Below are 25,712 nucleotides of genomic sequence, written 5' to 3'. Positions count from 1 at the left end.
TTTGCAACGCTTTTCTTTTCCACGAACCATGCACAAAGTTGTCCACATTTCAGAGAATGTGGACAAGATCTGGACAAGTGGTGGACAAATAGAACGAGGGCCGAGGGGGCTACCGCAAATCAGGCTTTGGGCAACAAATCGTAAGTGTAGGATTTACGGATTCTTTTCCAGTCAAAGAAGGGACCAGGATCGGTTTTGCGGGTGGGCGCAATCTCTGAATGGGCGAATGCATATTTCAGTGGATAACGATCGCGCAACTCGGCAATCAACTTGTAAAGGCTGTCGTATTGAGCTTGCTCAAACGGGCAATACACATCACCAAGCAGCTCGATGCCCAGCGAAAAATGATTGAAGTTCTGTCGGTCCATCGCACCCGATACACCCGCGTGCCAGGCTCGCCGATCGCAGGACACGAACTGGTACACCCCGCCCTGCCTGTCAATCACAAAATGCGACGACACATGCAAGCCCTCAAGCGCCGCGTACTCCGGGTGGGCCGTGCAATCGAGTTGGTTCAGAAAAAGGGCTTTGACGGGCTCAAAGTCGTGCACCCGCTCGGGAAGACTGATGCAATGAATGACCAGCGAGTCAATCTGGGTACCCAGGGGTCTGGGGTCGTGGTTGGAACAGGGAATTCTGTGAACCCAGGGTTGATCGATCCATCCATCTTCATCCAGCCACATACCCGTACTCCTGTGCGTCAAACCGCCTAATTGACCATTTTTTCGCCGGCCAATTTGGCATGGTCTGCGCTGCAGTAAAAACGCCCTTGCAGCATCACTCCCTCAGACAGGGGGCTGTAGGCACCGCAATGCTTACAGGGATAGATCACCTCACGGGGATTGTGAGAAACCTTTTCCCGGGAGGACATGCCCCCAGCGCCCGAAACCTGCTTTCTTTGCCAGCTTTTGAAAACAATATAAGCCACGCCAGCAAGAATCAAAAAGAACAATATGCGCCCCATTAGACCGCTCTTTTCAAGATGAACTCAAGCACAAACTGCGTGCCAAAGTAGGCCAGAAACAACATGACGTAGCTGCCCAGGCACCAACGCAAAGCCACCTTGCCACGCCAGCCCAGTAGCAGACGTCCCCCCAAAAGGACCGCAAAAGACACCCAGGAAATGACCGAAAACAGGGTTTTGTGATCAAAGCGGAACGCGTGACCGCTCCACTGCTCGGAAAACAGAAAGCCCGAAATCAGAGTCAGGGAGAGCAGGACGAAACCAGCCCATAGCTGCCTGAACAGAATGGACTCCATGGAAATCAGGGAAGGCAAATGGTCCAGCATGCGCTCGCGCTTGGCCTGACCTTCCCTGCCCATGCGAAGCGGCTGATGAAGCATTTTCTCTTGGTAGGCCATCACAATGGAATGCACTGCGGCGAGACCCAGCAGGCTGTAGGCAGAAATTGCAATCAAGAGATGGGCCTGGAACAACCAGTCCATGGCCATCGGCACATGGGATTCTTCGCCCACCAACAACTCAAGCAGAAATACAAGCGCACACAGCGGAAAAATGAACATTTCCAGAAAGGGCACTCGGTCTACAAACCCTTCGACAAAGGCCACCACGGCTGCCACCCAGACGACACACATCAAGCCGACTGCAAAACCAAAATGCATGCCATCGATTTGAAAAAGCGTGGAATACAACAACACGCCGGCCGTGACCAAGCCCAATGCAAAAACACTGCGGTCGAGCCAGAAAGGCACCCGTGCAGACCCGAAAACACACAGGGCTGCCAAACCACCAGAGGCCAGCAGCACGGTTACAGCAAAGGCGTACAATAGAGTCTCGTTCATGGTTCCAAGTTTACTCGATATCCAATTCCTACACGTTTGGCAGATACAAGATGTTTGAAAACCTTTCTGATCGTTTGACGCGGGTTGTCAAAAATATCAAGGGCGAAGCCCGAATCACAGAAAGCAACACCCAGGAAATGCTTCGGGAAGTTCGACTGGCACTGCTTGAGGCCGACGTAGCGCTGCCTGTGGTCAAAGAATTCATCACGCGGGTCAAAGACCGTGCGCTGGGCGAAGAGGTGTTAAACAGCCTTACACCTGGGCAGGCCTTGGTGGGTATCGTACAAGAGCAACTGGTCCAGTTGATCGGCGACAAAACGGTTGAACTGAACCTTGCGGCACAACCCCCGGTGGTTATCCTGATGGCCGGCCTGCAAGGTGCCGGTAAAACGACCACCACGGGCAAGCTGGCCAAATACCTGAAAGACACCCTGAAGAAGAAAGTGCTCACCGTGTCGGCCGACGTCTACCGACCCGCTGCGATTGAACAGTTGCGCACCGTAACCGAACAGGCGGGCGCTGAATTTTTTCCATCCAGCGCCGAGCAAAAACCGTTGGACATTGCGCGCGCAGCGCTCGGCCACGCCAAGCGGCAGTTCTTTGATGTCCTCATTCTGGACACTGCGGGCCGATTGGGTATCGACCAGGCGATGATGGATGAAATTGCCGCGCTGCATGCGGCAGTCAAACCCACCGAAACTCTGTTTGTCATTGACGCCATGCTGGGCCAGGACGCCGCAAACACGGCCAAAGCATTCAATGACGCGCTGCCGCTGACCGGGGTTGTGCTGACCAAAATGGATGGCGATTCCCGCGGTGGTGCAGCACTGTCTGTCCGACACATCACGGGCAAGCCGATCAAGTTCATGGGTGTGGGCGAAAAACTGACTGGCTTTGAAAAGTTCCACCCAGACCGGGTTGCCAGCCGTATCCTCGGCATGGGCGACATCGTGTCTTTGGTCGAAGAAGCCCAAAAAGGGGTGGATCAGGCCGAAGCCATGAAATTGGCCAAAAAGCTGAAATCGGGCAAGAGTTTCGACCTGAATGACTTTCTATCCCAGTTGGCCCAGATGAAAAACATGGGCGGCCTGCAGGGCTTGATGGACAAATTGCCCACCCAATTGACCAAAGGCGCTGGGCAGGTAGACGCCAACCTGGCCGAGAAGCAGATGCGCCGAACAGAGGCCATCATTTTGTCGATGACGCTTGAAGAACGCAGCAAGCCCGACATTCTGAAGGCGTCACGCAAACGTCGCATTGCCGCTGGTGCAGGCGTTCAGGTTCAAGAAGTCAACCGCCTGCTGAACCAGTTTGACCAAATGCGCGGCATGATGAAGCAAATGCAGAAAGGCGGCTTGGCCAAGCTGATGAAAAAAATGGGCGGCATGAAGGGCATGCCCCCAGGCGGTATGCCACCAGGCGGACTGCCACCGGGCGGCGGGTTCAAATTCTAGGGTCGACCTGCCGAAGCGACTGCTGGCAAACTGTTTCCTGACGATTGCGCCTGAAGCTCGGCATGTTTGGCCCTGCGCCCTAAATCAGGCTGATGGTACGCCCAACGCCTTTGCAGCGTTGCAAGCACCAGATCGGAATAATCATTTTTACCGAGGCTTCCGTTGTAACGCTGCAGTGCCCGATTCACATCGCCACGTTCCGTATCCAGATAGTGCCGAAGAATGACACACCCATATCGGATGTTAATTCGTGGGTCGAGCAAAACCCGACTGTCGCCATCCCCAAGCAGATCCGTCCAGAATGGCATCACCTGCATCAATCCCATCGCACCCGCGGAGCTGACAATGCGGGGTTGAAATCCGCTTTCAACCTGAATCACCGCAAAAACGAGCTGCGGGTCAAGCCCTGCGCGCTGAGCCTCATAACGAATGGTTTTGATCAAAGTTAAACGCTGACCAAAATTGGGAACTTTGCGAACCAACCGGCCTGACATCGTGCTCAACCAATCGATTCGCTGGGCTGCTGAGTCAAAAATCGGATAAGGATCGCGAGCCCCTTCCAGACTTGTGCGCATGGCCAATCGAACACTTTCTGCCATGGGCTCGTACATTTGGCGTGCAGCAACAGCCGGGTTTGAAGAAACAAACCAGATCAAAAACGTTGCACTGAATAAGCCAAATTTACGCGTCAACACTTTCCTTCGTCTCTTTTACAATGCGGGCAGCCACTTCGCTCAGTGCCAGATCGCATTTTTCAATCCGACCATCCCGAGACTGAAATTCAACCTTGCCCTCTTTCAACCCACGGTCACCCAGCGTGACACGCAGCGGGACACCAATCAGTTCCCAGTCGGCAAACATCACGCCGGGCCTTTCGTCTCGGTCGTCCAGCATCACGTCTACCCCCGCCGCTTTCAGCGCTGAATAGAGGGTATCGGCCGCCTCACGAACCATCTCAGATTTTTTGTAACCAATCGGGCACAAAACCGCCTCAAAAGGGGCAATACTCATCGGCCAAACAATGCCTCGGTCGTCAAAGTTCTGCTCAATCGCAGCGCCCAAAATACGGGTCACCCCAATGCCGTAGCAGCCCATTTCGATTACTGCAGGCTTGCCCGTTTCATCCAGGAATGTGGCTTGTAGCGCCTTGGAATATTTCGTTCCGAGATAAAACACATGCCCCACTTCAATTCCACGACAAATTGCGAGCGTTCCCTTGCCATCGGGAGACACGTCTCCCTCTACAACATTGCGAATATCGGCCACTTCGGGCTCAGGCAAATCGCGCCCCCAGTTAACCCCTTTCAAGTGAAAGTGTGCTTCATTTGCACCGCACACAAAATCACCCATTGCGGCAACGGTTCTGTCCGCCACCACACGGATCTGAGAGGAAACTCCCACTGGTCCCAAATAGCCCGGTGTGCACCCAAATGCAGCCTGAATCTGTTCATCACTGGCCAGGCTCAGTTCAACCACACCGGCCAATTTGCCCAATTTAATGTCATTGACCTCATGATCCCCCCGCACCAAGGCTAAGATCAATTGGACCATCACGCCTTCTTCGGTTTCTGTGCGATTGGCAAACACAACCGATTTGACGGTTTTGTTCAATTCACAACCCAGCAAGCTGGCCACGTCCACACAGGCAGTCACGTTGGGGGTACTCACCTTTTGAAGATTTTGAGTGGCATCAGGACGTGAAAAGTTGCATACGGCCTCCGCCAATTCGACGTTGGCGGCGTAGTCGGACGCCGGGCAATAAGCAATGGCGTCTTCGCCAGTGTCTGCAATGACATGAAATTCATGACTGCGATTGCCACCAATCGAACCGGTGTCTGCGGCTACAGCCCTGAAATTCAATCCCAAACGGGTGAAAATACGCTGATAAGCCTCGTACATAATGTCGTAGGTTTTCAGCGCAGCTTCTTGGTTGCGATCGAAGGAATACGCGTCTTTCATGATGAATTCGCGGCCACGCATAACACCAAAGCGGGGTCTGATTTCATCGCGGAACTTGGACTGAATCTGATAGAGGTTCAGCGGAAGTTGACGGTAACTTTTCACTTCCTTGCGCACCACATCCGTGATGACTTCCTCGTGTGTTGGCCCAATCACGAAATCACGCTGATGGCGGTCTTTGAGGCGCAACAATTCAGGGCCGTACTTTTCCCAACGACCGCTTTCCTGCCAAAGTTCCGCGGGTTGTACAGCAGGCATCAACAGCTCGATTGCACCAGCCCGGTTCATTTCCTCTCGAACGATCTGCTCAACCTTTCGGATGCTGCGCAGGCCCATGGGCATGTAGGTGTAAATGCCACCGGCCAGTTTTTTAATCATGCCTGCACGCATCATGAGTTGATGGCTGACGATTTCGGCATCGGCCGGGGCTTCTTTCAGGGTGTTCAGAAAAAACTGGCTGGCACGCATAGGGAAAACTCGCAGGGCGGTGTGAATTAAGAATGCGTCATTTTACTTTTATATCGCCCGCGATGCTGTGCCAGTGGTGACAAACGCAAGCGGGTGCTTATAATGGAGTCGAATTGTAAAGAAAACTATGGGGCGCGTATGCTTGATAAAGAAGGCTACCGACCCAACGTAGGCATTATTTTGACCAACGCCCGAAAACAGGTGTTTTGGGGCAAACGAATTCGTGAACATTCCTGGCAGTTTCCGCAAGGGGGCATCAAACACGGCGAATCACCGGAACAGGCCATGTACCGGGAGTTACACGAGGAAGTGGGCTTATTGCCAGAACACATTGAAATTATCGGTCGAACCAAGAACTGGCTGAGATACACCGTGCCAGAACACTGGATTCGCCGTGAATGGCGTGGAAGCTACAAAGGCCAAAAGCAGATCTGGTTTCTGTTGAGGCTGGTTGGTCGGGACAGTGATGTAAGCCTTAGGGCCACAGATCACCCGGAATTTGATGCCTGGCGTTGGAACGACTATTGGGTCCCTTTGGAAAACGTCATCGACTTCAAACGAGACGTCTACCGAATGGCACTCAATGAATTGGCTAAATTTTTATTTTCAAAAAAGGACGCCCGCAGAATTCCGAAAGGAGAACTCTGGGAACCTGTCAATCTTAAAAGCCAGGAGACACTGGGCGACAACGAGTCATTTAAATAGATTGGGCCCAATATGGGCCCAATTTTTTATTACGACATGACAACCATGTTGTCCCGGTGGATCAACTCGGGCTCGTCTTGATACCCCAGAATTGAACCAATCTCGGAAGACGGGTGACGCGCGATTTTCGCGACTTCACCCGCCGCGTAATTCACCAACCCCCGGGCAATTTCACGGCCATCGGGAGACATGCAGGCCACGAGCTCCCCACGCTGAAAACGCCCCTCGCAAGACACAACGCCAATCGGCAAAAGACTGCCTTTTTTGGTTCGCAAAGCCTCGGCAGCCCCAGCATCCAGAAGCAACGTTCCTTTCACTTTCAGATGATCTGCAAGCCATTGCTTGCGCGCCACCAGGCGACCCACAGGTGCCTTCAGAAAAGTGCCTACGGATTCGCCGGCAATCAGCCGAACAAGCACATCGGGTTCATGACCAGATGCAATGACGGTGGCTGCCCCACTTCGTGCAGCGCGTTTGGCCGCCAGAATTTTGGTTAACATGCCGCCCGTGCCCACAGCGCTGCCGGCACCACCTGCCATCTTTTCAAGCTCAGGGTTGCCAGCGGTCTCCAGATGAACAAATTCGGCCTCAGGATTCTTGCGGGGATCTTCTCTGTAAAGACCCTTTTGATCGGTCAGGATCACCAGCGCATCGGCCTCAACGAGATTGGTCACCAAGGCACCCAAGGTGTCATTGTCACCAAAGCGGATTTCATCCGTCACCACAGTGTCGTTTTCATTGATGATGGGAACAACTTGGTGTTCCAGCAACGAAAACAGCGTCGATCGAGCATTGAGGTATCTTTCCCGATCGGCAAGATCAGCATGGGTCAGCAAGACCTGCGCACACACCAGTCCGTACTGCGCAAAACTGACCTCATAGGCGTGAATCAAGCCCATTTGCCCAACGGCGGCCGCCGCTTGAAGGGCATGTATCTCGCTGGGGCGCTTTACCCAACCCAGGCGTTTCAGCCCCTCGGCAATGGCACCGGATGAAACCAGCACCACTTCACAACCTTGCTGCTTGAGCTGCGCAATCTGCTTCGCCCAGGCACCAATGGCCCCCATGTCGACACCCTGACCAAACTTGGTAACCAGGGAACTACCGACTTTGACAACTATTCGCTTACCCGCCAGAGCACGGTTATTGCTGGTCATCATGTTGAGCCGCCTCTCCTTCTCTAAAACGAATGTCGATTTCGGGTGGGTATTCTTCACGCAACTGCTGCGCAAGCGCCTCATAGACGGACTTCATCAACACGTCGGTGTTTTCGCCGGTCAGACTGGAAATGGCATGCACAGGCCCTGCCCAACCGGTGGCCTTGATGTAACGGGCAAGGAAATCGTCCACCTTGGCCTGACGCTCTTCCGGGGGGATCATGTCGATCTTGTTGAGAACCAGCCAGCGGGGCTTGTTGTACAAAGACTCATCGTACTTGCGCAACTCCTCCACGATGGCCACGGCGTCATAGACCGGATCGACCCCTTCATCAAAGGGTGCGAGATCGACCAGATGCAACAAAACGCGGGTGCGTTGCAGATGCTTCAGGAATTGATGCCCCAAACCAGCGCCCTCGGCTGCGCCTTCAATCAGGCCAGGCACATCGGCAATCACAAAGCTTTGTGAGGGCCCAACGCGCACCACGCCGAGATTGGGATGCAGGGTAGTAAACGGATAGTCGGCAATTTTGGGGCGCGCATTGGACACCGAAGCGATCAAGGTGGACTTGCCTGCGTTGGGCATTCCGAGAAGACCCACATCGGCCAGCACCTTCAACTCCAGCTTCAAACGCGCCTGCTCACCCTCTTTGCCCTTGGTAAACTGACGCGGCGCACGGTTTGTGCTCGACTTGAAATGCAGGTTACCCAGACCACCCTCTCCACCCTGTGCGATGGTTACGGTCTGTCCATGCTCGGTCAGATCGGCGACCACCAGACCGGTGTCCGCGTTCATGATGGTGGTGCCCACCGGCATTTTCAAAGTGATGTCCGGTCCGGCGGCTCCATAGCAGTCTGAGCCACGACCATTCTCGCCGCCCTTGGCCCTGTATTGCCTTGAATACCGATAGTCAATCAGCGTGTTGAGGTTGCGGTCGGCTTGCACGTGAATGCTGCCGCCTCGGCCACCGTCACCACCGTCTGGTCCGCCTTTGGGGATGAACTTTTCGCGACGAAAACTGCCCGATCCGTTACCGCCCTTGCCTGCGAACACCTCGATGGTTGCTTCGTCAATGAATTTCATGCTTTAGGAACCCTGAAAACGAAAATAGCCCTGCACGTTGCAGGGCTATTGAAACACAACATTGCTGTTGCTTGCCTGGAAGCTTAACCTTCGCCAGACACCACAGAAACGGTTTTGCGACGCAGGGCGCCCTTGACCGAAAACTGCACCTGACCGTCGGTCAGCGCAAACAGAGTGTGGTCTTTGCCCATGCCGACGTTGTCGCCAGCATGAAAACGTGTACCGCGCTGGCGAATGATGATGCCGCCAGCGTTAATGGACTGACCGCCATAGACTTTTACACCCAGTCGTTTGGCTTCTGAATCTCGTCCGTTGCGCGTGGAGCCGCCGCCTTTCTTACTTGCCATGAGACTTTCTCCTTACCGCCAATTAAGCGTCGATGGACTGGATCTGGATTTGCGTGAAATTTTGGCGATGACCTTGACGCTTTTGATAATGCTTGCGACGACGCATCTTGAAAATTTTCACTTTGTCGTGACGGCCGTGCGCCACAACAACTGCCTTGACCGAAGCCCCTTCAACAAGCGGAGTACCCACTTTGACCTGCTCACCGCTACCCACGGCCAGCACTTCATTCAAAGAGATTTCTTGGCCAATGTCAGCAGGTATCTGTTCTACTTTGAGTTTTTCGCCAGCAGTAACCTTGTATTGTTTACCGCCAGTTTTTATGACCGCGTACATAGTTGACCTCTAAATTATCGAATTGTTACCTGTGAATATTCAGGTAAGCCCGTAATTATCCATGAAAACAAGCTGCTTTGTCAAAGCCTTATGACCGGAATACTGGCTGAGCAGCGGCAAAAACGATGCAAAGCCGCACAAGCGGTCATTGAGGTCAAGTACAATACCCAACCAAACCAACCCCTTGCCCGTGTTTCACACCCTTATGTCGCCCCAGTCCCGAAGCGTGAAAAGTGTTTTGGCCCCGATTGCCACTGACATGGAAAATCTCAATGAGGTTATTCGGTCAAGCCTGCACTCCAAGGTCAGCCTGATCAACCAGATCAGCGACTACATTATTCAGGCGGGCGGAAAGCGACTGCGCCCAGCCCTGGTTATTTTGGTGGCCCGAGCCCTTGGGGCGACCGGGCAGCAAATGCGACACGCCGTCGATCTGGCAGCCATCGTGGAATTCATTCACACAGCCACACTGCTTCACGACGACGTGGTGGACGAGTCCAGCATGCGACGGGGAAGACTGACCGCAAACGCCGAGTACGGGAACTCCGCCGCAGTTCTGGTCGGCGATTTTCTGTATTCCAGATCCTTCCAGATGATGGTCAGAATCGGGGAAATGGCCGTGATGGATGTGTTGTCCGAGGCGACCAATACCATTGCGGAAGGCGAAGTGTTGCAGTTGCTGAACTGCAAAGACCCGGACGTCACCGAGCAGCGTTACATGCAGGTCATTGATTTCAAAACCGCCAAACTGTTTGAGGCCTCTTGCAGGCTTGCTGCAATTGTTACCGGGCAAGACGCTGAAATCACGGAATCCTTGGGTCGATTCGGCGCCGAGCTTGGCAGCGCTTTTCAGCTGATTGATGATGTGCTGGATTACGCGGGTGAAAGTGGTGCTCTGGGTAAAAATGTGGGCGACGACCTGCGCGAAGGCAAGCCAACACTGCCCCTGATTCACGCCATGCAACACGCCAGCGACCCCAGGGTTGTCGAATTGATTCGAAGTGCCATCGAACAGGGCGGAACCCAGGAAGTCGACGTGATTTTACAAGCCATCGAGTCCAGCGGTTCAATCGACTACACACGGGAGAAGGCAAAAACGCTGGCCAAGCAAGCCACCGTCCGCCTTGAAGCACTACCAGACAGCCCATTTCGCGCAAGCCTTGCTGCGCTTTGCGAAGTGGCCGTTGAGCGTGAAAGCTAAGAGAACTCGTTTGGCGTTACACTACGGTTTTAGGCTTTAGCAAACCAACACTTGAACGACATGCCTTTGTGGGCGCAAATCGCCCTGCTGTGTACCCTTCTCTTCCTCTCTGGTTTCTTTTCGATTGTGGAAACCAGCATGATGGCCATCAACAAATACCGGCTTCAAGCCCTGGCTGAACAAGGGGTTCGCAGTGCCATCCTTGCCAAAAAGTTGCTGGACCGCACAGACCAGCTACTGTCCACCCTGTTGCTAAGCAACAACCTGCTGAACACCGCAGCCACAACCGTGGTGACCTCATTGACCATCTCCTGGTACGGCAATAACCAGATTGCGCTGTCGATTGCCACGGGTTTGGTGGCGTTTGCCATCATCATTTTTTCTGAAATTACGCCCAAAGTGATCGGCGCAGCTTATCCAGAAAAGGTGGCGCTTCCCGCAAGTTATCCCATCGCATTTTTTGTGCGCCTGTTTACGCCCTTTGTGTGGATCATCAATATTTTCGTCAACGGCCTGATTCGAAGGCTCGGCCTATCGTCGACCCAAACGGAACAAAACTCCCTGAATTTGAATGAACTGAGGTCGCTTGTGTTGGAAAGCGGGCATTTTCTGCCCCACAAACCCAGGGCGATCCTGATGAACCTGTTTGAACTGGAACGTCTGACAGTTGACGATGTGATGACACCGCGCATGCGAATGGAGCATTTGGACGTTTCTCGGGATGAGGACGAGCTGGGGCATCAAATTTCGACTGCGCACCACAACAAGCTGCCAGTCATTGAAGACGACTGGCGAAAGGTAGTCGGCATTCTTCACGTCCGCCGTGCCTTGTCCCTGTTTTACGCTGAAGAATTTGACAAGGCTGAACTGACGCGACTTCTGCACCCCGCCTATTTCATTCCGAGCGGCACTCCGGTGACTTTGCAGCTTCAAAACTTTCAGGAAAACAAAGAACGCCTCGGCTTGGTGGTGGATGAATATGGCGAGGTGCTGGGCCTGATTACACCGGAGGACATTCTCGAAGAATTAATTGGTGAATTCACCTCACACGCACCCACTGCCCAGGGTTTGAACAGCGGGAACAGCCAGTCGGAGCAGGTGATCACCGTGGACGGATACACCGATTTGCGTGACTTGAACAGGCGATACAAGCTCGACCTTCCACAAGATGGCCCACGCACTTTGAACGGGCTACTGCTGGAAATTCTGCAGGACATCCCGGAGACCGGTTTGAGCGTAAAAGTCGGGGGTACCATCATTGAAATCGTGCAGGTTGCCGACCGAAGCGTTAAAACAGCCAAAATATTCAAAAAAGACCCAGACGCATCCGCCTAGGTGATTGAGCAAGATTAAAAAATCAAAGATAGTGATGTGAATTCAGTACAAAGCCAAACACACAGGGGAATGGCAAGCATGACGATCACCGCGGCAACCATCAAAAACTCGGGCCTGGTCAGGGCATTGACTGCTCAAAATGCAGTAACCCTGGAGAAGATAGATTCCTCAGGAGTGGAGTCCCCTGCCGGCAAGTCGGTGGCAGACTGGTTGATCTCAAGCGGCTTGACTGACGCGACCAGTTTGGCAAAGGCGGTGGCCACTCACTTCGGCTATCCCCTTCTGGACGTTGCGCAGTTTGAACCCGAGTCTCTGGGTGAAATTGACGCTGACATCATGCAGGCAACAAAGGGCCTGGAGGCAATCATTCTCGGAAGGCGTAACAACACCCTGTTCGTTGGCATGGCAGACCCAACAGACCTGAGCACCTTGCAACAGCTGAAATTCAGAACCCACCTGCAGGTCGAACCGGTGGTCGTTGAATACGACAAGCTTGGGCGACTCCTCAGCGACAATCAAACCCCTGAAGCAGACAGCCTTGCGCTGGAAAATGTCAACGAAGTTGCATCTGCCGATCAACAGGATGACACACTGGATGTCGACGACGCCCCGATTGTCAGGTACGTGCAACGAATTCTGAGTGAAGCCCTGAAGCGTCAGGCCTCCGACATCCATTTCGAGCCTTACGAAAAAATGTACCGTGTTCGATACCGGATTGATGGCCTGCTTCAGGAGACCTCGCAGCCACCGCTGTCAGCACGGGCCAAAATTGCGGCCCGCATCAAAATCATGAGTCTGTTGAACACCACAGAAACACGGATTCCCCAAGATGGCCGAATGCGGATCAGCCTCGGCCCTGATCTCCAAAAGGTGGACTTTCGCGTGAGCACTCTGCCCACGCTCTTCGGTGAAAAAATCGTGCTTCGCTTGCTGGATTCGACCCGATCTGTGTTGGGCATCGATCAATTGGGATTCAATGCCAGACAGAAAAAGGACCTGCTGGATGCACTCGACAGCCCTCACGGCATGCTTCTTGTGACAGGTCCGACGGGCAGCGGTAAAACGGTGTCTCTTTACACGTTCCTGAATGTGCTGAACAAAGAGACCATTAATATCAGCACGGTTGAGGATCCCGCAGAAATCAATATTCCTGGCATTAACCAGGTCAATATCAACGAGAAGATCGGCCTTACCTTTGCCAAGGCCCTTCGTTCACTGTTGCGTCAAGATCCAGATGTCATTATGGTCGGCGAAATTCGTGACATTGAAACAGCCGACATCTCGATCAAGGCTTCTCAAACTGGCCACAAAGTGTTGTCTACACTGCACACCAACGATGCGGTCAGCACGATCGTGCGCCTCAAAAACATGGGGGTCGAGACTTACAACATTGCCTCCTCGGTCAACTTGGTGATCGCTCAAAGGCTGGTCAGGAAGCTTTGCCAGTGCAAGTCGCCATTGCCAGAGGGCCAGAGGGGGTTGGTCAATGCCGGACTGATCAAAGAGGTCACCCAGGAGGATTGGACACCCTTCTGTGCGGTTGGCTGCGAGGCCTGCAATGGCACAGGATACATGGGCCGCACCGGAATTTACGAAGTGTTGAAAATTTCAGATGCCATGAAAGACCTGATCATTGCAAATGCCAGTGCCCTTGAAATGGAAAAACTGGCCAGATCAGAAGGAACGCTGTCCATGCGGGAATCTGGTCTGGAGAAAATCAGGGCAGGCATCACCAGCATTGATGAGATTCTGGCGGCTACAAAAACCGACTGACTCTCTGAAGGGTATTTTCAATGAATACCGCCACTAGATCACCCTCTCCCGGAAAAGGAGAAAAACTGTTCGTCTGGACCGAAAAACGTCGCAGCCGCGGTCTTGCGCCCAGAACGGGTGAGATCAAAGCAAAATCAGCTGAACAGGCTCGCCATTTGCTGAAAAAACAGGGCATTCAACTGGCGGCCCTTAGACAGCAACGCACCCACCACAGCGGCAAAGTCAAATTGCCTATTCTTGCGGCGTTTGTTCGGCAACTGGCTGTAATGACCCAATCGGGCGTGCCATTGGGTCAGAGTTTGGGATTAATCGCTGGCAATCTGCAGGGTCGAAAAAAAACCGAAATTCGACGCATCGTTCGGGAAATCAGGGCGGACATTGAAAGCGGCCTGCGACTGAGCGAGGCCATGCGAAAGCATCCAAACTGCTTCGACAATCTCTTCTGCAACATTTTGTCTGCCGGAGAGGATTCGGGTGAACTCGATTCCGTGCTGATGAGACTGGCCAACTACATGGAGAAAGCACAAAGAACGCGGCAACGGGTCAAGAAAGCGATGCTTTACCCAAGCATCGTGATTGTGGTGGCAATCGTAGTGTCCATCAGCATGCTGGTGTTCGTTCTTCCCACATTTGAAACGGTATTTCGGCAATTTGGTGGCAAGCTGCCAGGCCTGACCCAGAGCCTTCTGGATGCCTCTCATCTTCTGAGAGACCACGGGCTTGTTGTCGCGGCCGCAGTGGCTGTTGCAGTTTACGTGTTCAGGCAACTCTACAAAAAGCGCCCGCGTTTCACGGATGCGGTCGACGCCGGTTTACTGAAACTGCCGATCTTTGGGGAATTGATGCGCACTGCGATCTACGCGCGCTGGACACGGACATTTTCGACTTTGAGTGCCTCGGGTGTTCCTATCGTGAGCGCTTTGGAATCCGTTGCTGGTGTGGCCAACAACAAATCCTATCAATTGGCCACCATTGGTATTCGCCAGGCTGTTGCGTCTGGCCAGAGGGTTTCTGATAGCATGGAGCAATCTCGGGTGTTTCCTGCCGATGCGGTTCAAATGATCAGAATCGGGGAGGAGTCGGGCCGTCTTGATCAAATGCTGGATCGGCTGGCCACACAATACGAAACCCGCCTGGATGACATTGTGGACAATCTGTCAACGGTCATGGAACCCATGATCATGTGTGTAATTGGAAGCCTGGTGGGCACGTTGATCATCGGCATGTATCTGCCCATCTTCAAAATCGGAGGCGTTGTTTGATTGCGGTGCCAATTAGTCTGCCGGAGTGGCTGGCCTTCAGCGTGGTGCTTGGTCTGTGTGTGGGTTCCTTTCTGAACGTGGTCGCCTACCGATTGCCAAAAATGATGCAACGCGAATGGGACACTGAATTGGCTTTGGCCAACGGACAAACGCCGCCCGAATCGGCAACGCCTTTTAATTTGGCCTTGCCAGCCTCGCACTGCCCATCCTGCCAAAATCGCCTCAGGTTTTATCACAACATTCCGGTTGTGTCCTACTTGCTGCTTCGTGGACGATGCGCCTTTTGTGGATGTTCTGTGTCCATTCGATACCCTGTTGTCGAAATGTGCACAGGGCTTCTTTTTGGCTGGATCGCCGTACAACACGCACCTGGCTTGGCAGCGCTGTGTTACATGGTACTGAGTGCAAGCCTCTTGGTGCTTGCCTTGATTGACTTCGACACTTTTCTGTTGCCTGACAGCATTACCCAACCGCTACTCTGGGCTGGCCTCGCGTTCAATATGCTGTTCAAATCAGTACCCCTGGAACAAGCGGTGTTTGGTGCCATGCTTGGCTACCTGATGCTGTGGTCAATCTACAAGCTGTTCAAGGCCTTCACTGGCAAAGAGGGCATGGGTTACGGTGACTTCAAATTGCTTGCAGCACTGGGGGCCTGGTTTGGCCCCCTCTCATTAATGACCATAGTTTTGGTGGCCTCGGTGAGCGGTATCTTGCTGGGCCTGTCGCTTAAAGCCCTGCGCAACACCAGCCAGTCAGAGCCGTTCCCGTTTGGGCCATCACTGGTCTTGGGTGCATTTGCCTGGATGGCCGGGCTCGACCTTGCTCACTGGATATGAATCATTTACGCAAACCTGTCGTCGGCCTGACCGGAGGAATCGGCTCAGGAAAAACAGCGGTGTCCAACAGAATGGCTGAACTGGGAGCCCATGTCATTGACACCGATTTGATCGCGCATCAGCTGACCGCACCGGGGGGGCTGGCCATTCCGGCGCTCATTGCCACATTCGGCCCTCAATGCATCCAACAGGACGGCGCCATGAACCGAGCCTATATGCGCCAACGGGTCTTCGACAATCCAGATGAACGCAAGCAACTGGAGGGCATTTTGCATCCCTTGATTCGGGATGAGGTGGGGGCCCAGCTTCAGAAAGACACGGGCTTGTATTCGGTGTTGGTCATTCCTCTGCTAATCGAGAAAGGCGGATGGATGCACCTGTTGGACCACATTGTTGTGGTGGACTGCGACACCGAAACTCAAATTAAACGCGTGATGGACAGAAATGGTTTTACGCGTGAACAGGTGATTGCCATACTGAAAACCCAAACCGATCGGCAGGCCCGTTTGAGCAGGGCTGACCTGGTGATTGAAAACAATTCAAGTCTGTCGGAATTAATCGAGAAAACAGATTGGGCGCACGGGGAAATTTTGAAATTGCGCTTAAACTGAGCGCAATAATTTGCACCAAAGCCCAAGGTAGGCCACAATCCGAATAGGCCTTTCTTACACACACCTGAATTTGCAGTGACACCTTTGCCAGACGATCAAATGCTTGAAACTGAAGTGGTGCAGTACACCACCTACGAGTTTCCACTGAATGAGAGAATTCGCACCCTGCTGCGTCTTGAGGACCTCTTTCACAAATTTGATTTCTTCTTGGTACAAGACCACCGACTGGATCACCACAGTGCACTGCTGACCCTGTTTGAGATCATCGAGGTCGGTTCTCGCGCGGACCTTAAAAGTGATCTGTTGCAGGAACTTGAGCGCCAGGGTCAACAACTGTCGCAATTCCGAGAGCACCCCGGAGTAGACCGTGACGTGCTGGAAGAAACACTGCGGAGCATCGACAAGGTGTCGTACAATTTGGCGCAGTGCAGTGGCCGGTTGGGGCACCACCTACGCGACAACGAGTTTCTGATGATCATTCGCAGCCGCTGCAGTATTCCGGGCGGCGTTTGCGAATTTGATCTGCCGAGCTACCACCGCTGGCAGTCCCAAGCAGCACCGGTGCGCCGGGCAGACATCGAAAAATGGTTTGAGCCTATGAGACCTCTGGCCAAAGCCATCGACCTGGTATTGAAAATTCTTCGACACAGCGGTGAGTTGTTAACGACGCTTGCCGAGAAAGGCAGCTTCACGCAGCAAACCAGCGGAAAAACGTTTCAGATGTTAAGGGTAGACATTCCTGCGCATTTGCCGGTAGTGCCCGAGTTCAGCGCCAACAAGTACATGATCTGGATTCGATTCAACATGCCCAACGAACAGGGTGTTGGCAAGAACAACCCCGTCGAAGAGAACTTTGAGTTCAAGATGCGACTGTGCAACTTGTAGAAGCCCCCCAGGCGGAGATCATGGCCACACCATGCGCACCATGCCGCCATGCGTCGTTTAAGTCGGCTGAAGACAGGCCACCCACTGCATAAACAGGCAATCTGGCCTCTTCTACCATTTGCGCGAAACCTTGCCAGCCAATGCCCTTCTGCCCCGGATGTGACCCAGTTTCCTTCACAGCACCCAGCACTGCATACTGAAGACCTTGATCAAATGCCAGGGCGAGGCTTTCAGGACAATGCACGGAGGCACCCACCGCCCGGGCATTGAATGCATTGCCTTTCAACAGATCGGAATGGGTCAGATGCACACGATTTGACGCATGGTCCTCAAATTCAAAATCGGAATACTTTTCAGCTAGATCCAGCAACACTCGGTAAGTGGCGGAATTGATGCACAAAGGAGCCCGATAACGTTCACACAGTGCGACGGTCAGTCGGTAAGACTCCACGAGCGCCTCATCAGACAGCCCTGTTTCACGGAATTGAACGATTGCGGCATGCGCTTTCAACCCGGCCTCAAGGCGATGGGCATAGTCGGTACCCATTTGCTGAAAGCCGGTGATCGCCATGAACGTGGGCTGATTCAACACCGGCAACATGGGCGCGGTGGCTGGCAGGATGGGAGAAATACTGTCGGGCTGCAAACCAGCCCAACAAAAATGCTGATTTTCAAGCGAAGCGGGCTCTCCCTTGAACTCCCAGATACGGTACAAATGCAGTCGCACCTTGGCGTGCTCATAATCGTGTTCAATGATGAACCAGGGGCCGCCCTGCAGGGCCTCTATTCCAAGCTCTTCCCGCAACTCACGCACCAGGGCCTGCCAGACTGACTCGCCAGGCTCTACCTTGCCCCCCGGAAATTCCCAGTAACCCGCATAGGGTTTGCCTTCTGGCCTGGACCCCCAGAGTACGGTGCCGTCGGGTCGACAAACCACGCCAACCGCTACGTCTACCCGTTTCGTCATGATTTCGGAGATAGCTTGGCGGTGCCAGCCCAGTGCTTGGCAAACTGATAGGCCAGTCGACCACTCTTGCTGCCTCGCTCTATGGTCCATCGCAGTGCGATCAAGCGGGCTTCGTCTGTGAATGGCATGTCAAAATGAGTCAACCACACCTTGACAGCCTCCAGGTATTCATCCTGATTGAAGGAGTGGAAGGAAATCCAAAGGCCAAACCGGTCCGACAGAGAGACCTTTTCTTCGATGGCCTCGGCCGGGCGAACCTCGCCATTGTCCACATGCTGGGTTTGCAGATTGTCCTTCATCATCTGCGGCAGCATGTGCCGCCGATTGGAGGTGGCATACACCAGCACATTGTCTGAGGTGCCGGCAATCGAACCATCCAGTACGCTTTTGAGGGCTTTGTAACCGGCCTCACCTTCCTCAAAAGAGAGATCATCGCAAAATACGATGAATCGCTCGGGCCTGTCGCTGACCAAATCCACCACATCCTGAAGAAACAAAAGGTCGGATTTGTCCACTTCGATCAAGCGAAGACCCTGATCGGCATAGTGGGTCAGCATGGCGCGCACCAGCGACGACTTGCCCGTGCCACGCGCCCCTGTCAAAAGCACATTGTTGGCAGGCAGGTGGTTGACGAACTGACGGGTGTTGGTTTCAATCGCCTGAAGTTGCCTGTCTACATTTTTCAGGCTTTCACGACTCAGCTTTTCTACTGTGCGAACCGGCTCAAGGCGAAGCTGCCCCGCGCGATGATGCAGACGAAAAGCGACCGACGCATTCCAGTCTTGCGGAGGCCGCATGACACCTTGCTCAAGTGCCTGTGCAATTCGGGTCAGTTGATCAACAACGGCCTGCATGTCGCTCACTTTCAACTCCTGTGTCTGGTCAGCTGCGGTAGTCTGCATTGATCGACACGTAGTCATGAGACAGGTCGGTTGTCCAGACCGTGGTGGCCTCTGATCCGCGCCCAAGTTGAACCCGGACAGTAATTTCGGCCTCATTCATGACAGCCTGACCCTGCTCTTCGAGGTAGTCTGGATGACGCCCCCCGTCTTTCGCAACCCAGACATCCCCCAAATACAACTGAATGCGGGTTTGATCCAGATCGGCAATGCCGGCGTAGCCGACTGCAGCCAGGATTCGCCCCAGGTTGGGGTCGGATGCAAAAAACGCGGTCTTGACCAAAGGCGAATGCGCAATGGCGTAGGCCACTTTGGCCGCTTCATCCACACTGGCGGCCTGTTCTACTTGCACAGTGATGAATTTGGTGGCGCCTTCGCCATCGCGAACAATGGCTTGGGCCAGTTCGATGCTGGTGGCTTTCAAAGCGTCAAATACTGCGGCAGCGTGGGGCTCATCGCCCGTTTCTACTGCAACAGCGGACTGCTTGCCAGTGGCAATAATGATGAAACTGTCGTTGGTGGACGTGTCGCCATCGATGGTGATTCGGTTGAACGAGGCATCAGCGATTGCTTTGGTCCATCGTTCCAGCACCTTGGGCGCAATGCTCGCGTCTGTGGCCAGAAATCCCAACATGGTGGCCATGTTGGGACGAATCATGCCAGCTCCTTTGGAGACACCCGTGAATGTAACCGGCTGGCCCAACACTTCGGCAACGCGTGAACGCGCCTTGGGCAGCGTGTCTGTGGTCATGATGGCATGTGCGGCATCCAGCCATGAGGCTTGGCCCAGCTGGGAAACGGCCTGGTCGACACCTGCAAGCAGACGGTCCATAGGCAGGTTTTCAAGAATGACGCCTGTCGAAAAAACCAGCACCTGCTCGGGGTCTACGGCCAACAAATTGGCAACACTTGCCGTAGTCTGGCGAGCATCGGAAAGGCCTCGCTCACCCGTACCCGCGTTGGCACAACCGGTGTTAACGACCAGCGCCCGGATGCCTTTGCCCTTCGCCAGATTGGCTTGACAGACCTGCACCGGCGCGGCGCAAAAGCGGTTCTGCGTAAACACACCGGCAACCGACGCGCCCTCGCAAATTCGGGCAATCAAAACGTCTTTGCGATTGGGCTTGCGAATGTGCGCCATGGCAAAGCCAAGGTCCACCCCGTTCACAGGGCTCAATTTAGATTCCTGTGGCACTTGCAGGTTCACTGCCATCATGTACCCCCTTATTCTTAGCTCAAACTGCCATGGCAGTGTTTGAATTTCTTGCCGGATCCGCAAGGACAAGGATCGTTGCGCCCCACTTTGTCACTGACCCGACGCGGCTGAGCCGCCACTGGCTGAGGTGTATTGTCAGCAGCCGATTCTGGCGAATCCTCTTCAGCCAGGCCAGAACCCGTTTCGTCATGGCGAAACTCCAGATTTTCCAGATGAGAGGCTTGCTCACCCAAGCGCTGCTGCGCCTCGTCCACTTGGTCAGCAGACTGCACACGGACGGTCAACAAAACACGCGTAACCTCATCCCGCACCCGGTTGAGCAAGTTGGCAAACAATTCGAAGGACTCGCGCTTGTACTCTTGCTTGGGGTCTTTTTGGGCGTAACCGCGCAGGTGAATGCCCTGACGCAGGTAATCAAGGGCGGACAAATGCTCGCGCCAATGTGTGTCAATGCTCTGCAACAGCAGGGTTTTTTCAAAGCGGGCAAACGAATCGGTACCCACTTGCTGCACCTTGGTGTTGTAGATTTCGTCTGCCATTTCGACAATTTTCTTGAGGAAGTCGTCGTCGGTGCTCTTTGGTGACTCCTCAAGCCAGCGGCCCACTGGCGCATCCAGCTCGAATTCATTTTTCAAGGTGCGCTCAAGACCAACCAGGTCCCATTGCTCTTCCACAGATTCTTCGGGAATGTGGGCTCGGAAGATGCCTTCAAGCGCGCCGTGCCGCAGGTTTTCAATGGTTCCGGAAATGACATCGGACTCCAGAATCTCATTGCGTTGCGCATAGATGATCTTGCGTTGATCATTGGACACATCGTCGTATTCCAGCAATTGCTTGCGGATGTCGAAGTTTCGACCTTCAACCTTGCGCTGCGCCGATTCAATGGAACGGGACACGATGCCCGCTTCAATGGCTTCGCCCTCTGGAAGCTTGAGGCGCTCCATGATGGCGCGAACCCGGTCCCCGGCAAAAATACGGAGCAGGGAATCTTCCATGGACAGGTAAAAACGTGAAGAACCCGGATCACCCTGTCGGCCAGCGCGGCCACGCAATTGGTTGTCAATTCGCCGTGATTCGTGCCTTTCACTGCCGATGATGTGCAAACCACCGCTGTCCAGCACGGCCTTGTTGCGGATGGCCCACTCGGCCTTGGCCTTTTCGAGGGCCTGTGCACGAGCCGCTTCATCCAGTGACTCGTCCGCTGAAATCGCTTGCAATTCGCGCTCGAGGTTGCCGCCCAATACAATGTCGGTTCCACGACCGGCCATGTTGGTCGCAATGGTGATCGCCTTCGGGCGACCGGCTTGGGCCACAATTTCGGCCTCGCGCTCGTGCTGCTTGGCGTTCAACACGTTGTGCGGAAGCTTGTGCTGACTGAGAATACCGGCCAGCAATTCCGAATTTTCAATGGAGGTGGTGCCGACCAACACCGGCTGGCCACGCTCAAAGCAGTCTTTGATGTCCAAGACGATGGCGTTGTATTTCTCGCGCGCGCTCTTGTATATCTTGTCTTGATAGTCTTTCCGCTGAACAGGCCTGTGCGTGGGAATCAGCACCGTTTCAAGCCCGTAAATCGACTGGAATTCAAAAGCCTCAGTGTCAGCCGTGCCGGTCATGCCGGACAGCTTTTTGTACATCCGGAAGTAATTCTGGAATGTAATGGAAGCAAGCGTCTGGTTTTCGGCCTGAATTTTCACGCCTTCTTTGGCTTCTACGGCTTGATGCAGGCCGTCAGACCAGCGGCGACCGGGCATCAATCGTCCTGTGAACTCATCCACGATAATGACCTCGCCGTTTTGAACGACGTAATGCTGGTCTTTGTGGAACAGGTTGTGAGCGCGCAGGGCCGCCATCAAATGATGCATCAGGGAGATGTTGGCCGGGTCGTACAGGCTGGCGCCTTCGGGCAGCAAGCCCATCTGGGTCAGAATGTCTTCGGCCTTTTCGTGCCCCCGCTCTCCGAGCTGGATCTGGTGGCCTTTTTCATCCACATAAAAATCACCCTCGGGCTCAGGCTCGGTCGGCTTTGGCTCTTCAGTCATGCGGGTGAGCATTTTTGGCACGCTGTTAAGCTGACGGTACAAGTCGGTGTGATCGTCCGCCTGACCCGAAATAATCAGGGGCGTGCGCGCCTCATCGATCAAAATGGAGTCCACTTCGTCGACGATGGCGTAATTCAGGCTTCGCTGAACGCGCTCTGTGGTGGAGTACACCATGTTGTCGCGCAAGTAATCGAAACCGAATTCGTTGTTGGTGCCGTAGGTGATGTCTGCAGCATAGGCCTTTTGCTTTTCATCGTGGGGCATGCGCGACAGGTTGCAGCCAACGGTCAGCCCCAGGAATCCGTAGAGCTTGCCCATCCAGGCGGCGTCGCGAGAGGCCAGGTAATCGTTCACGGTGATGACATGCACCCCGAGACCCGACAGGGCATTCAGGTAGGCAGCAAGCGTGGCCACCAGGGTTTTGCCCTCACCCGTTCGCATTTCCGGAATTTTGCCTTCATGCAGGGCAATGCCGCCGATCAACTGCACGTCAAAGTGGCGCATTCCGTAGACGCGCTTGCCGGCTTCACGAACAACGGCAAAGGCTTCAGGCAACAGATCTTCCAGCGTTTCGCCCTTTTGGACGCGCGCTTTGAATTCGTCCGTTTTCGCGCGCAACTGCTCGTCGCTGAGTGCTGAAATTGCAGGTTCAAGCGCGTTGATTTTCAACACTTGTTTGCGATATGCCTTCAGCAGGCGGTCGTTGCGGCTGCCGAAAATTTTCTTGAGCGTGGTTGTGATCATAATTCCAGGGGTGTTGGCGCCGGAAAGAACCGACGCCCATCAAGGCCAAGTCTTCTAAATAGCCTAGAAGTTTAGCACGGCGGAATTAGTCTCGCGGAGGTTCGTCGCTTTCCGATGATAACAAGCCATTGAGAGCCGCCACAGTGGAGGGGCCAGGCCGGGGCAGGCCATTTTTGGCCAGAAAAGGCGTGGGGTCGGTGGGCTCGCCGTTGACACGCACTTCAAAATGAAGGTGTGGACCGGTCGAACGGCCGGTCGTTCCCACCAACCCGATTTTCTGACCAAGCCGCACGATATCACCCGGTTTAACCAGTAACTTGGAGGCATGCGCATACCGGGTGGTGGTGTGGTTTTTGTGTTCAATCTCGATCATGTTGCCGTAACCTGTGTGCCAGCCGGCAGTCACCACAACGCCTGCGGCAGCAGCCAGAATAGGCGTTCCCACTGGGGCCATGAAATCAATGCCCTCGTGAATTGATTTTTTGCCGGTGAAGGGGTCGATTCGGTAGCCGTATTTACTGACGGAGATGGGATCGTCCAGTGGGGCTTCATTGGGAATGCTCTGGAATTTGACCCGAGCGGTCTGCATGTCTGTGTCAATGATGCTGAATACGTCAGACTGACGTTCGATCATGGCATTGATGGTCTTGAATTCGTGGCGCAACTCGGAGAATGTCAGCGAACGCTCATCTTTTTGCTCCAGACCGCCCTGCCCCACCTGGTCTGGCGTCGGCAACTTGGAGTCCATTCCGTTGGTTTTCAGCAAACGCAGGCTAATGGCGTCCAGACGGGCCAGTTGGGCGCGCATTTCGGCAAGTCGAATGGCCATGGCGTCCAGTGGGCCGGTGTTTTGCGTCGCCTGGATTTGCAGTTCAACCTGCCGATCCTGGGCAAGGTCGTTGGCCAGCGGTATTTCATGCCCGTAACGGGCTGCAATGTAAAAGCCGCTGGCAAACAGGGCAAACACGCTGGATACAAGCAGCAACCCCAAGAGAATCAGGTGGGTTCGCTTTATACTGAGCGTCTTAATCTGCGAGTGTGCGCCCCGCATGAAAATCAACTGCATACTTAACTCCTGCGGCCCCGCACTGGCAGCCCCGTAATCTTGTCTGGCAGCGCCAGATCAATGTCATACTGCTTGGAGAGACGACCCTGAATAAACGATATTCAAAGTCTTCTGCTTCTTCACCGATCGCCAGTCTGTTGGCCGAGCAATCAACGGGTTCACTGATTGCACAAGCACAGCAGTCTCGAAAGCTTGAGGAAACGATTGCGCGTTGGCCTCAACTTCGCGGTGTGTCCTTCAGCATTGGCCCTTTGAAAGGCGACAAGCTGAAATTGTTTTTGGGCACGCCAGCCGCGTTGACCCGAATTAAACAAATTGTCCCCAGCCTGATCCAGCACTTGCAGTCACAGGGGTGGCCTGTGCAGCAAGTTCAGCTGCAGATTCAAACCAAACAGGACATTGCGATGTCGGCCCGAAACAGGCCGAAAAGGGCGGTTTTCTCAGAGGCGGCCAAAAAAGCCTGGCTTGACCTCGAAAAAAACCTCGACAACCCGGAAATTCTGGAGGCGACGCGGGCATTGTACCGGCATCACAAACTCAAGTGATTTCCGAGTTTTTCCGTAAACTACTTGTTTATATGCATTTTGTAAAGCGTATCGATCGGATTAGGCGACGGCCCAATCGCTTCGAAACACCGTCGGGGTCTCTCGCACGCTTTCAAAAGTCACAATCTCAAACGCGTCTGGATCAGCCACCAGCGCACGAATCAACTGGTTGTTCAAACCGTGACCAGATCGGTAAGCATGGTATTCACCAATGATGGGATGTCCGATGACATACAAGTCGCCAATGGCATCCAGCACCTTGTGTTTGACAAACTCGTCGTCGTAGCGCAATCCATCGGCATTGAGAATTCGGTATTCATCCATGACGATGGCGTTGTCCAGGTTACCCCCCAAGGCAAGCCCTAGGTTGCGCAGGGTTTCAACGTCCTGAGTAAATCCAAATGTCCGGGCTCGGGCAATGTCATGAACAAAGGATGTTCTGGCAAAGTCAATTTCAACCTTTTGGCCTGTTTTGTCGATGGCAGGGTGACCGAAATCAATTTCAAAACACAGACGAAATCCATTGAACGGTTTCAATCTCGCGTATTTGAGATGTGCGCCGTCGCCTTCGCGAATTTCTACCGATTTTTTGACCCGAATGAATTTTTTAAGGGCGGACTGCTCAATGAGTCCAGCCTGTTGAATGAGAAAAACAAAGGAGATCGCGCTTCCGTCCATGATCGGCACTTCCACCGCGTCCAGATCAATGTAGGCATTGTCGACACCAAGGCCGCACAGGGCCGACATCAGGTGTTCGATGGTCGAAATTTTTGCACCGTCGCGCTCCAGTGTGGAGGCCATGCGCGTGTCTCCGATGGCTGTGGCACCAACCAGAAAATCAACAGGTGGGTTGAGATCTACCCGGCGGAAGACGATGCCGGTGTCAGGGGGTGCGGGGCGCAAGGTCAACGTTACCCGCTTGCCGGAATGCAAACCTATGCCTGTGGCGCTTAGCACCTGTTTCAGGGTTCTCTGTCTCAAATCGGTGTCCTCAATTTAATTGAAGTGTAACAACAGCC

At 53.9% G+C, this 25,712-nt stretch carries 25 protein-coding genes; 10 read left to right on the top strand and 15 right to left on the bottom strand.

Going from position 1 to position 25,712, the window contains the following annotated elements; genetic code table 11:
- Positions 1-119 precede the first annotated feature (119 nt).
- From ampD to QQJ87_RS06090, 3 genes are read right to left on the bottom strand one after another with little or no spacing between them, the layout of a single operon-like run.
- The gene (gene ampD / locus QQJ87_RS06095) at positions 120-683 is read right to left on the bottom strand and encodes a 1,6-anhydro-N-acetylmuramyl-L-alanine amidase AmpD (protein WP_284280573.1); all 564 of its coding nucleotides are present in this window, start codon (positions 681-683) and stop codon (positions 120-122) included.
- Positions 684-709: 26 nt separating this feature from the next.
- The gene (locus QQJ87_RS14680) at positions 710-964 is read right to left on the bottom strand and encodes a PP0621 family protein (protein WP_431310080.1); all 255 of its coding nucleotides are present in this window, start codon (positions 962-964) and stop codon (positions 710-712) included.
- A complete protein-coding gene (locus QQJ87_RS06090; protein WP_284280572.1) occupies positions 964-1,803 on the bottom strand; it encodes a cytochrome C assembly family protein in 840 nt (279 codons plus the stop codon). The genes QQJ87_RS14680 and QQJ87_RS06090 overlap by 1 nt, the downstream gene beginning before the upstream one ends.
- 50 nt (positions 1,804-1,853) lie before the next feature.
- Between QQJ87_RS06090 and ffh the strand changes: the two genes are divergently transcribed.
- Positions 1,854-3,257 carry a signal recognition particle protein gene (gene ffh / locus QQJ87_RS06085; RefSeq protein ID WP_284280571.1) on the top strand — a complete coding sequence of 468 codons (1,404 nt, stop codon included), beginning with the start codon at positions 1,854-1,856 and terminating at the stop codon, positions 3,255-3,257.
- Here the strand turns inward: ffh and QQJ87_RS06080 are convergent.
- Together QQJ87_RS06080 and QQJ87_RS06075 are read right to left on the bottom strand one after the other, a co-directional pair.
- Positions 3,254-3,949 carry a transglycosylase SLT domain-containing protein gene (locus QQJ87_RS06080; protein WP_284280569.1) on the bottom strand — a complete coding sequence of 232 codons (696 nt, stop codon included), beginning with the start codon at positions 3,947-3,949 and terminating at the stop codon, positions 3,254-3,256. The genes ffh and QQJ87_RS06080 overlap by 4 nt on opposite strands.
- Positions 3,939-5,684 carry a proline--tRNA ligase gene (locus QQJ87_RS06075; protein WP_284280568.1) on the bottom strand — a complete coding sequence of 582 codons (1,746 nt, stop codon included), beginning with the start codon at positions 5,682-5,684 and terminating at the stop codon, positions 3,939-3,941. Before QQJ87_RS06075 ends, QQJ87_RS06080 begins: the two co-directional genes overlap by 11 nt.
- 138 nt (positions 5,685-5,822) lie before the next feature.
- On the opposite strand from QQJ87_RS06075, the gene QQJ87_RS06070 reads away from it, so the two are divergent.
- On the top strand, positions 5,823-6,389 hold the full coding sequence (locus QQJ87_RS06070) for an RNA pyrophosphohydrolase (protein ID WP_348534577.1): 567 nt from the start codon (positions 5,823-5,825) through the stop codon (positions 6,387-6,389).
- Positions 6,390-6,418: 29 nt separating this feature from the next.
- Here QQJ87_RS06070 and proB read toward each other — a convergent pair whose 3' ends face one another.
- From proB to rplU, 4 genes are all read right to left on the bottom strand, one after another.
- Positions 6,419-7,546 (bottom strand): glutamate 5-kinase, encoded by a 1,128-nt coding sequence (gene proB, locus QQJ87_RS06065; protein ID WP_284280786.1) that lies wholly within the window; start codon positions 7,544-7,546, stop codon positions 6,419-6,421.
- Positions 7,533-8,630, bottom strand: coding sequence for an Obg family GTPase CgtA (gene cgtA, locus QQJ87_RS06060; RefSeq protein WP_284280567.1), 1,098 nt, complete (start codon positions 8,628-8,630; stop codon positions 7,533-7,535). Before cgtA ends, proB begins: the two co-directional genes overlap by 14 nt.
- An 83-nt stretch (positions 8,631-8,713) precedes the next feature.
- Positions 8,714-8,977: a 50S ribosomal protein L27 gene (rpmA, locus tag QQJ87_RS06055; protein ID WP_284280566.1), complete on the bottom strand. Its 264-nt coding sequence runs from the start codon at positions 8,975-8,977 to the stop codon at positions 8,714-8,716.
- Between the two features lie 22 nt (positions 8,978-8,999).
- On the bottom strand, positions 9,000-9,311 hold the full coding sequence (gene rplU / locus QQJ87_RS06050) for a 50S ribosomal protein L21 (RefSeq protein ID WP_284280564.1): 312 nt from the start codon (positions 9,309-9,311) through the stop codon (positions 9,000-9,002).
- A gap of 205 nt (positions 9,312-9,516) precedes the next feature.
- Between rplU and QQJ87_RS06045 the strand changes: the two genes are divergently transcribed.
- The 7 genes from QQJ87_RS06045 to zapD all read left to right on the top strand — a co-directional run bounded on the left by QQJ87_RS06045 (position 9,517) and on the right by zapD (position 17,214).
- Entirely contained in the window at positions 9,517-10,512 is a 996-nt protein-coding gene (locus QQJ87_RS06045; RefSeq protein ID WP_284280785.1) for a polyprenyl synthetase family protein, read from the top strand.
- A gap of 60 nt (positions 10,513-10,572) precedes the next feature.
- Complete coding sequence (locus QQJ87_RS06040; RefSeq protein ID WP_284280784.1) at positions 10,573-11,847, top strand: HlyC/CorC family transporter; 1,275 nt, start codon at positions 10,573-10,575, stop codon at positions 11,845-11,847.
- Between the two features lie 78 nt (positions 11,848-11,925).
- Positions 11,926-13,620 carry a type IV-A pilus assembly ATPase PilB gene (gene pilB, locus QQJ87_RS06035; RefSeq protein WP_284280563.1) on the top strand — a complete coding sequence of 565 codons (1,695 nt, stop codon included), beginning with the start codon at positions 11,926-11,928 and terminating at the stop codon, positions 13,618-13,620.
- Between the two features lie 20 nt (positions 13,621-13,640).
- The gene (locus QQJ87_RS06030) at positions 13,641-14,882 is read left to right on the top strand and encodes a type II secretion system F family protein (RefSeq protein ID WP_284280562.1); all 1,242 of its coding nucleotides are present in this window, start codon (positions 13,641-13,643) and stop codon (positions 14,880-14,882) included.
- Between the two features lie 5 nt (positions 14,883-14,887).
- Positions 14,888-15,718 (top strand): prepilin peptidase, encoded by an 831-nt coding sequence (locus QQJ87_RS06025; protein WP_284280783.1) that lies wholly within the window; start codon positions 14,888-14,890, stop codon positions 15,716-15,718.
- A complete protein-coding gene (coaE, locus tag QQJ87_RS06020; RefSeq protein ID WP_284280561.1) occupies positions 15,715-16,329 on the top strand; it encodes a dephospho-CoA kinase in 615 nt (204 codons plus the stop codon). The genes QQJ87_RS06025 and coaE overlap by 4 nt, the downstream gene beginning before the upstream one ends.
- A gap of 99 nt (positions 16,330-16,428) precedes the next feature.
- Positions 16,429-17,214 (top strand): cell division protein ZapD, encoded by a 786-nt coding sequence (zapD, locus tag QQJ87_RS06015; RefSeq protein WP_284280560.1) that lies wholly within the window; start codon positions 16,429-16,431, stop codon positions 17,212-17,214.
- Here zapD and QQJ87_RS06010 read toward each other — a convergent pair.
- The 5 genes from QQJ87_RS06010 to QQJ87_RS05990 form a co-directional block, all read right to left on the bottom strand.
- Positions 17,189-18,181: a Nudix family hydrolase gene (locus QQJ87_RS06010; RefSeq protein WP_284280559.1), complete on the bottom strand. Its 993-nt coding sequence runs from the start codon at positions 18,179-18,181 to the stop codon at positions 17,189-17,191. The two genes, zapD and QQJ87_RS06010, sit on opposite strands and share 26 nt — an antisense overlap.
- Complete coding sequence (locus QQJ87_RS06005; RefSeq protein WP_284280782.1) at positions 18,178-19,035, bottom strand: ATP-binding protein; 858 nt, start codon at positions 19,033-19,035, stop codon at positions 18,178-18,180. The genes QQJ87_RS06010 and QQJ87_RS06005 overlap by 4 nt, the downstream gene beginning before the upstream one ends.
- A gap of 28 nt (positions 19,036-19,063) precedes the next feature.
- Positions 19,064-20,293, bottom strand: a complete 1,230-nt coding sequence (gene argJ, locus QQJ87_RS06000) for a bifunctional glutamate N-acetyltransferase/amino-acid acetyltransferase ArgJ (RefSeq protein ID WP_284280781.1) — start codon at positions 20,291-20,293, stop codon at positions 19,064-19,066.
- A 17-nt stretch (positions 20,294-20,310) separates the two neighbouring features.
- On the bottom strand, positions 20,311-23,082 hold the full coding sequence (secA, locus tag QQJ87_RS05995; protein WP_284280558.1) for a preprotein translocase subunit SecA: 2,772 nt from the start codon (positions 23,080-23,082) through the stop codon (positions 20,311-20,313).
- Positions 23,083-23,167: 85 nt separating this feature from the next.
- Complete coding sequence (locus QQJ87_RS05990; RefSeq protein ID WP_284280557.1) at positions 23,168-24,148, bottom strand: M23 family metallopeptidase; 981 nt, start codon at positions 24,146-24,148, stop codon at positions 23,168-23,170.
- A 137-nt stretch (positions 24,149-24,285) separates the two neighbouring features.
- On the opposite strand from QQJ87_RS05990, the gene QQJ87_RS05985 reads away from it, so the two are divergent.
- Positions 24,286-24,693: a hypothetical protein gene (locus QQJ87_RS05985; protein ID WP_284280556.1), complete on the top strand. Its 408-nt coding sequence runs from the start codon at positions 24,286-24,288 to the stop codon at positions 24,691-24,693.
- A gap of 60 nt (positions 24,694-24,753) precedes the next feature.
- Here the strand turns inward: QQJ87_RS05985 and lpxC are convergent, their stop codons facing one another.
- Positions 24,754-25,674 (bottom strand): UDP-3-O-acyl-N-acetylglucosamine deacetylase, encoded by a 921-nt coding sequence (lpxC, locus tag QQJ87_RS05980; protein WP_284280555.1) that lies wholly within the window; start codon positions 25,672-25,674, stop codon positions 24,754-24,756.
- Between the last annotated feature and the right edge of the window lie 38 nt (positions 25,675-25,712).

It is taken from the genome of Limnobacter litoralis (assembly GCF_030160455.1).
Taxonomy (GTDB): domain Bacteria; phylum Pseudomonadota; class Gammaproteobacteria; order Burkholderiales; family Burkholderiaceae_B; genus Limnobacter; species Limnobacter litoralis.
Note: the sequence above shows the minus strand (reverse complement) of the source record. Positions and strands in the feature narration are given on the sequence as shown.

Excerpts from the sequence above, each read along its gene's own strand:
- QQJ87_RS06090 (WP_284280572.1), bottom strand. The coding sequence starts at position 1,803 with ATGAACGAGACTCTATTGTACGCCTTTGCTGTAACCGTGCTGCTGGCC.
- coaE (WP_284280561.1), top strand. The coding sequence starts at position 15,715 with ATGAATCATTTACGCAAACCTGTCGTCGGCCTGACCGGAGGAATCGGC.
- QQJ87_RS06075 (WP_284280568.1), bottom strand. The coding sequence starts at position 5,684 with ATGCGTGCCAGCCAGTTTTTTCTGAACACCCTGAAAGAAGCCCCGGCC.
- QQJ87_RS06040 (WP_284280784.1), top strand. The coding sequence starts at position 10,573 with ATGCCTTTGTGGGCGCAAATCGCCCTGCTGTGTACCCTTCTCTTCCTC.
- QQJ87_RS14680 (WP_431310080.1), bottom strand. The coding sequence starts at position 964 with ATGGGGCGCATATTGTTCTTTTTGATTCTTGCTGGCGTGGCTTATATT.
- proB (WP_284280786.1), bottom strand. The coding sequence starts at position 7,546 with ATGACCAGCAATAACCGTGCTCTGGCGGGTAAGCGAATAGTTGTCAAA.
- pilB (WP_284280563.1), top strand. The coding sequence starts at position 11,926 with ATGACGATCACCGCGGCAACCATCAAAAACTCGGGCCTGGTCAGGGCA.
- QQJ87_RS06005 (WP_284280782.1), bottom strand. The coding sequence starts at position 19,035 with ATGCAGGCCGTTGTTGATCAACTGACCCGAATTGCACAGGCACTTGAG.
- ffh (WP_284280571.1), top strand. The coding sequence starts at position 1,854 with ATGTTTGAAAACCTTTCTGATCGTTTGACGCGGGTTGTCAAAAATATC.
- QQJ87_RS06045 (WP_284280785.1), top strand. The coding sequence starts at position 9,517 with ATGTCGCCCCAGTCCCGAAGCGTGAAAAGTGTTTTGGCCCCGATTGCC.
- QQJ87_RS06010 (WP_284280559.1), bottom strand. The coding sequence starts at position 18,181 with ATGACGAAACGGGTAGACGTAGCGGTTGGCGTGGTTTGTCGACCCGAC.
- QQJ87_RS06070 (WP_348534577.1), top strand. The coding sequence starts at position 5,823 with ATGCTTGATAAAGAAGGCTACCGACCCAACGTAGGCATTATTTTGACC.
- QQJ87_RS06030 (WP_284280562.1), top strand. The coding sequence starts at position 13,641 with ATGAATACCGCCACTAGATCACCCTCTCCCGGAAAAGGAGAAAAACTG.
- secA (WP_284280558.1), bottom strand. The coding sequence starts at position 23,082 with ATGATCACAACCACGCTCAAGAAAATTTTCGGCAGCCGCAACGACCGC.
- zapD (WP_284280560.1), top strand. The coding sequence starts at position 16,429 with ATGCTTGAAACTGAAGTGGTGCAGTACACCACCTACGAGTTTCCACTG.
- QQJ87_RS05990 (WP_284280557.1), bottom strand. The coding sequence starts at position 24,148 with ATGCAGTTGATTTTCATGCGGGGCGCACACTCGCAGATTAAGACGCTC.
- cgtA (WP_284280567.1), bottom strand. The coding sequence starts at position 8,630 with ATGAAATTCATTGACGAAGCAACCATCGAGGTGTTCGCAGGCAAGGGC.
- rpmA (WP_284280566.1), bottom strand. The coding sequence starts at position 8,977 with ATGGCAAGTAAGAAAGGCGGCGGCTCCACGCGCAACGGACGAGATTCA.
- ampD (WP_284280573.1), bottom strand. The coding sequence starts at position 683 with ATGTGGCTGGATGAAGATGGATGGATCGATCAACCCTGGGTTCACAGA.
- rplU (WP_284280564.1), bottom strand. The coding sequence starts at position 9,311 with ATGTACGCGGTCATAAAAACTGGCGGTAAACAATACAAGGTTACTGCT.
- argJ (WP_284280781.1), bottom strand. The coding sequence starts at position 20,293 with ATGGCAGTGAACCTGCAAGTGCCACAGGAATCTAAATTGAGCCCTGTG.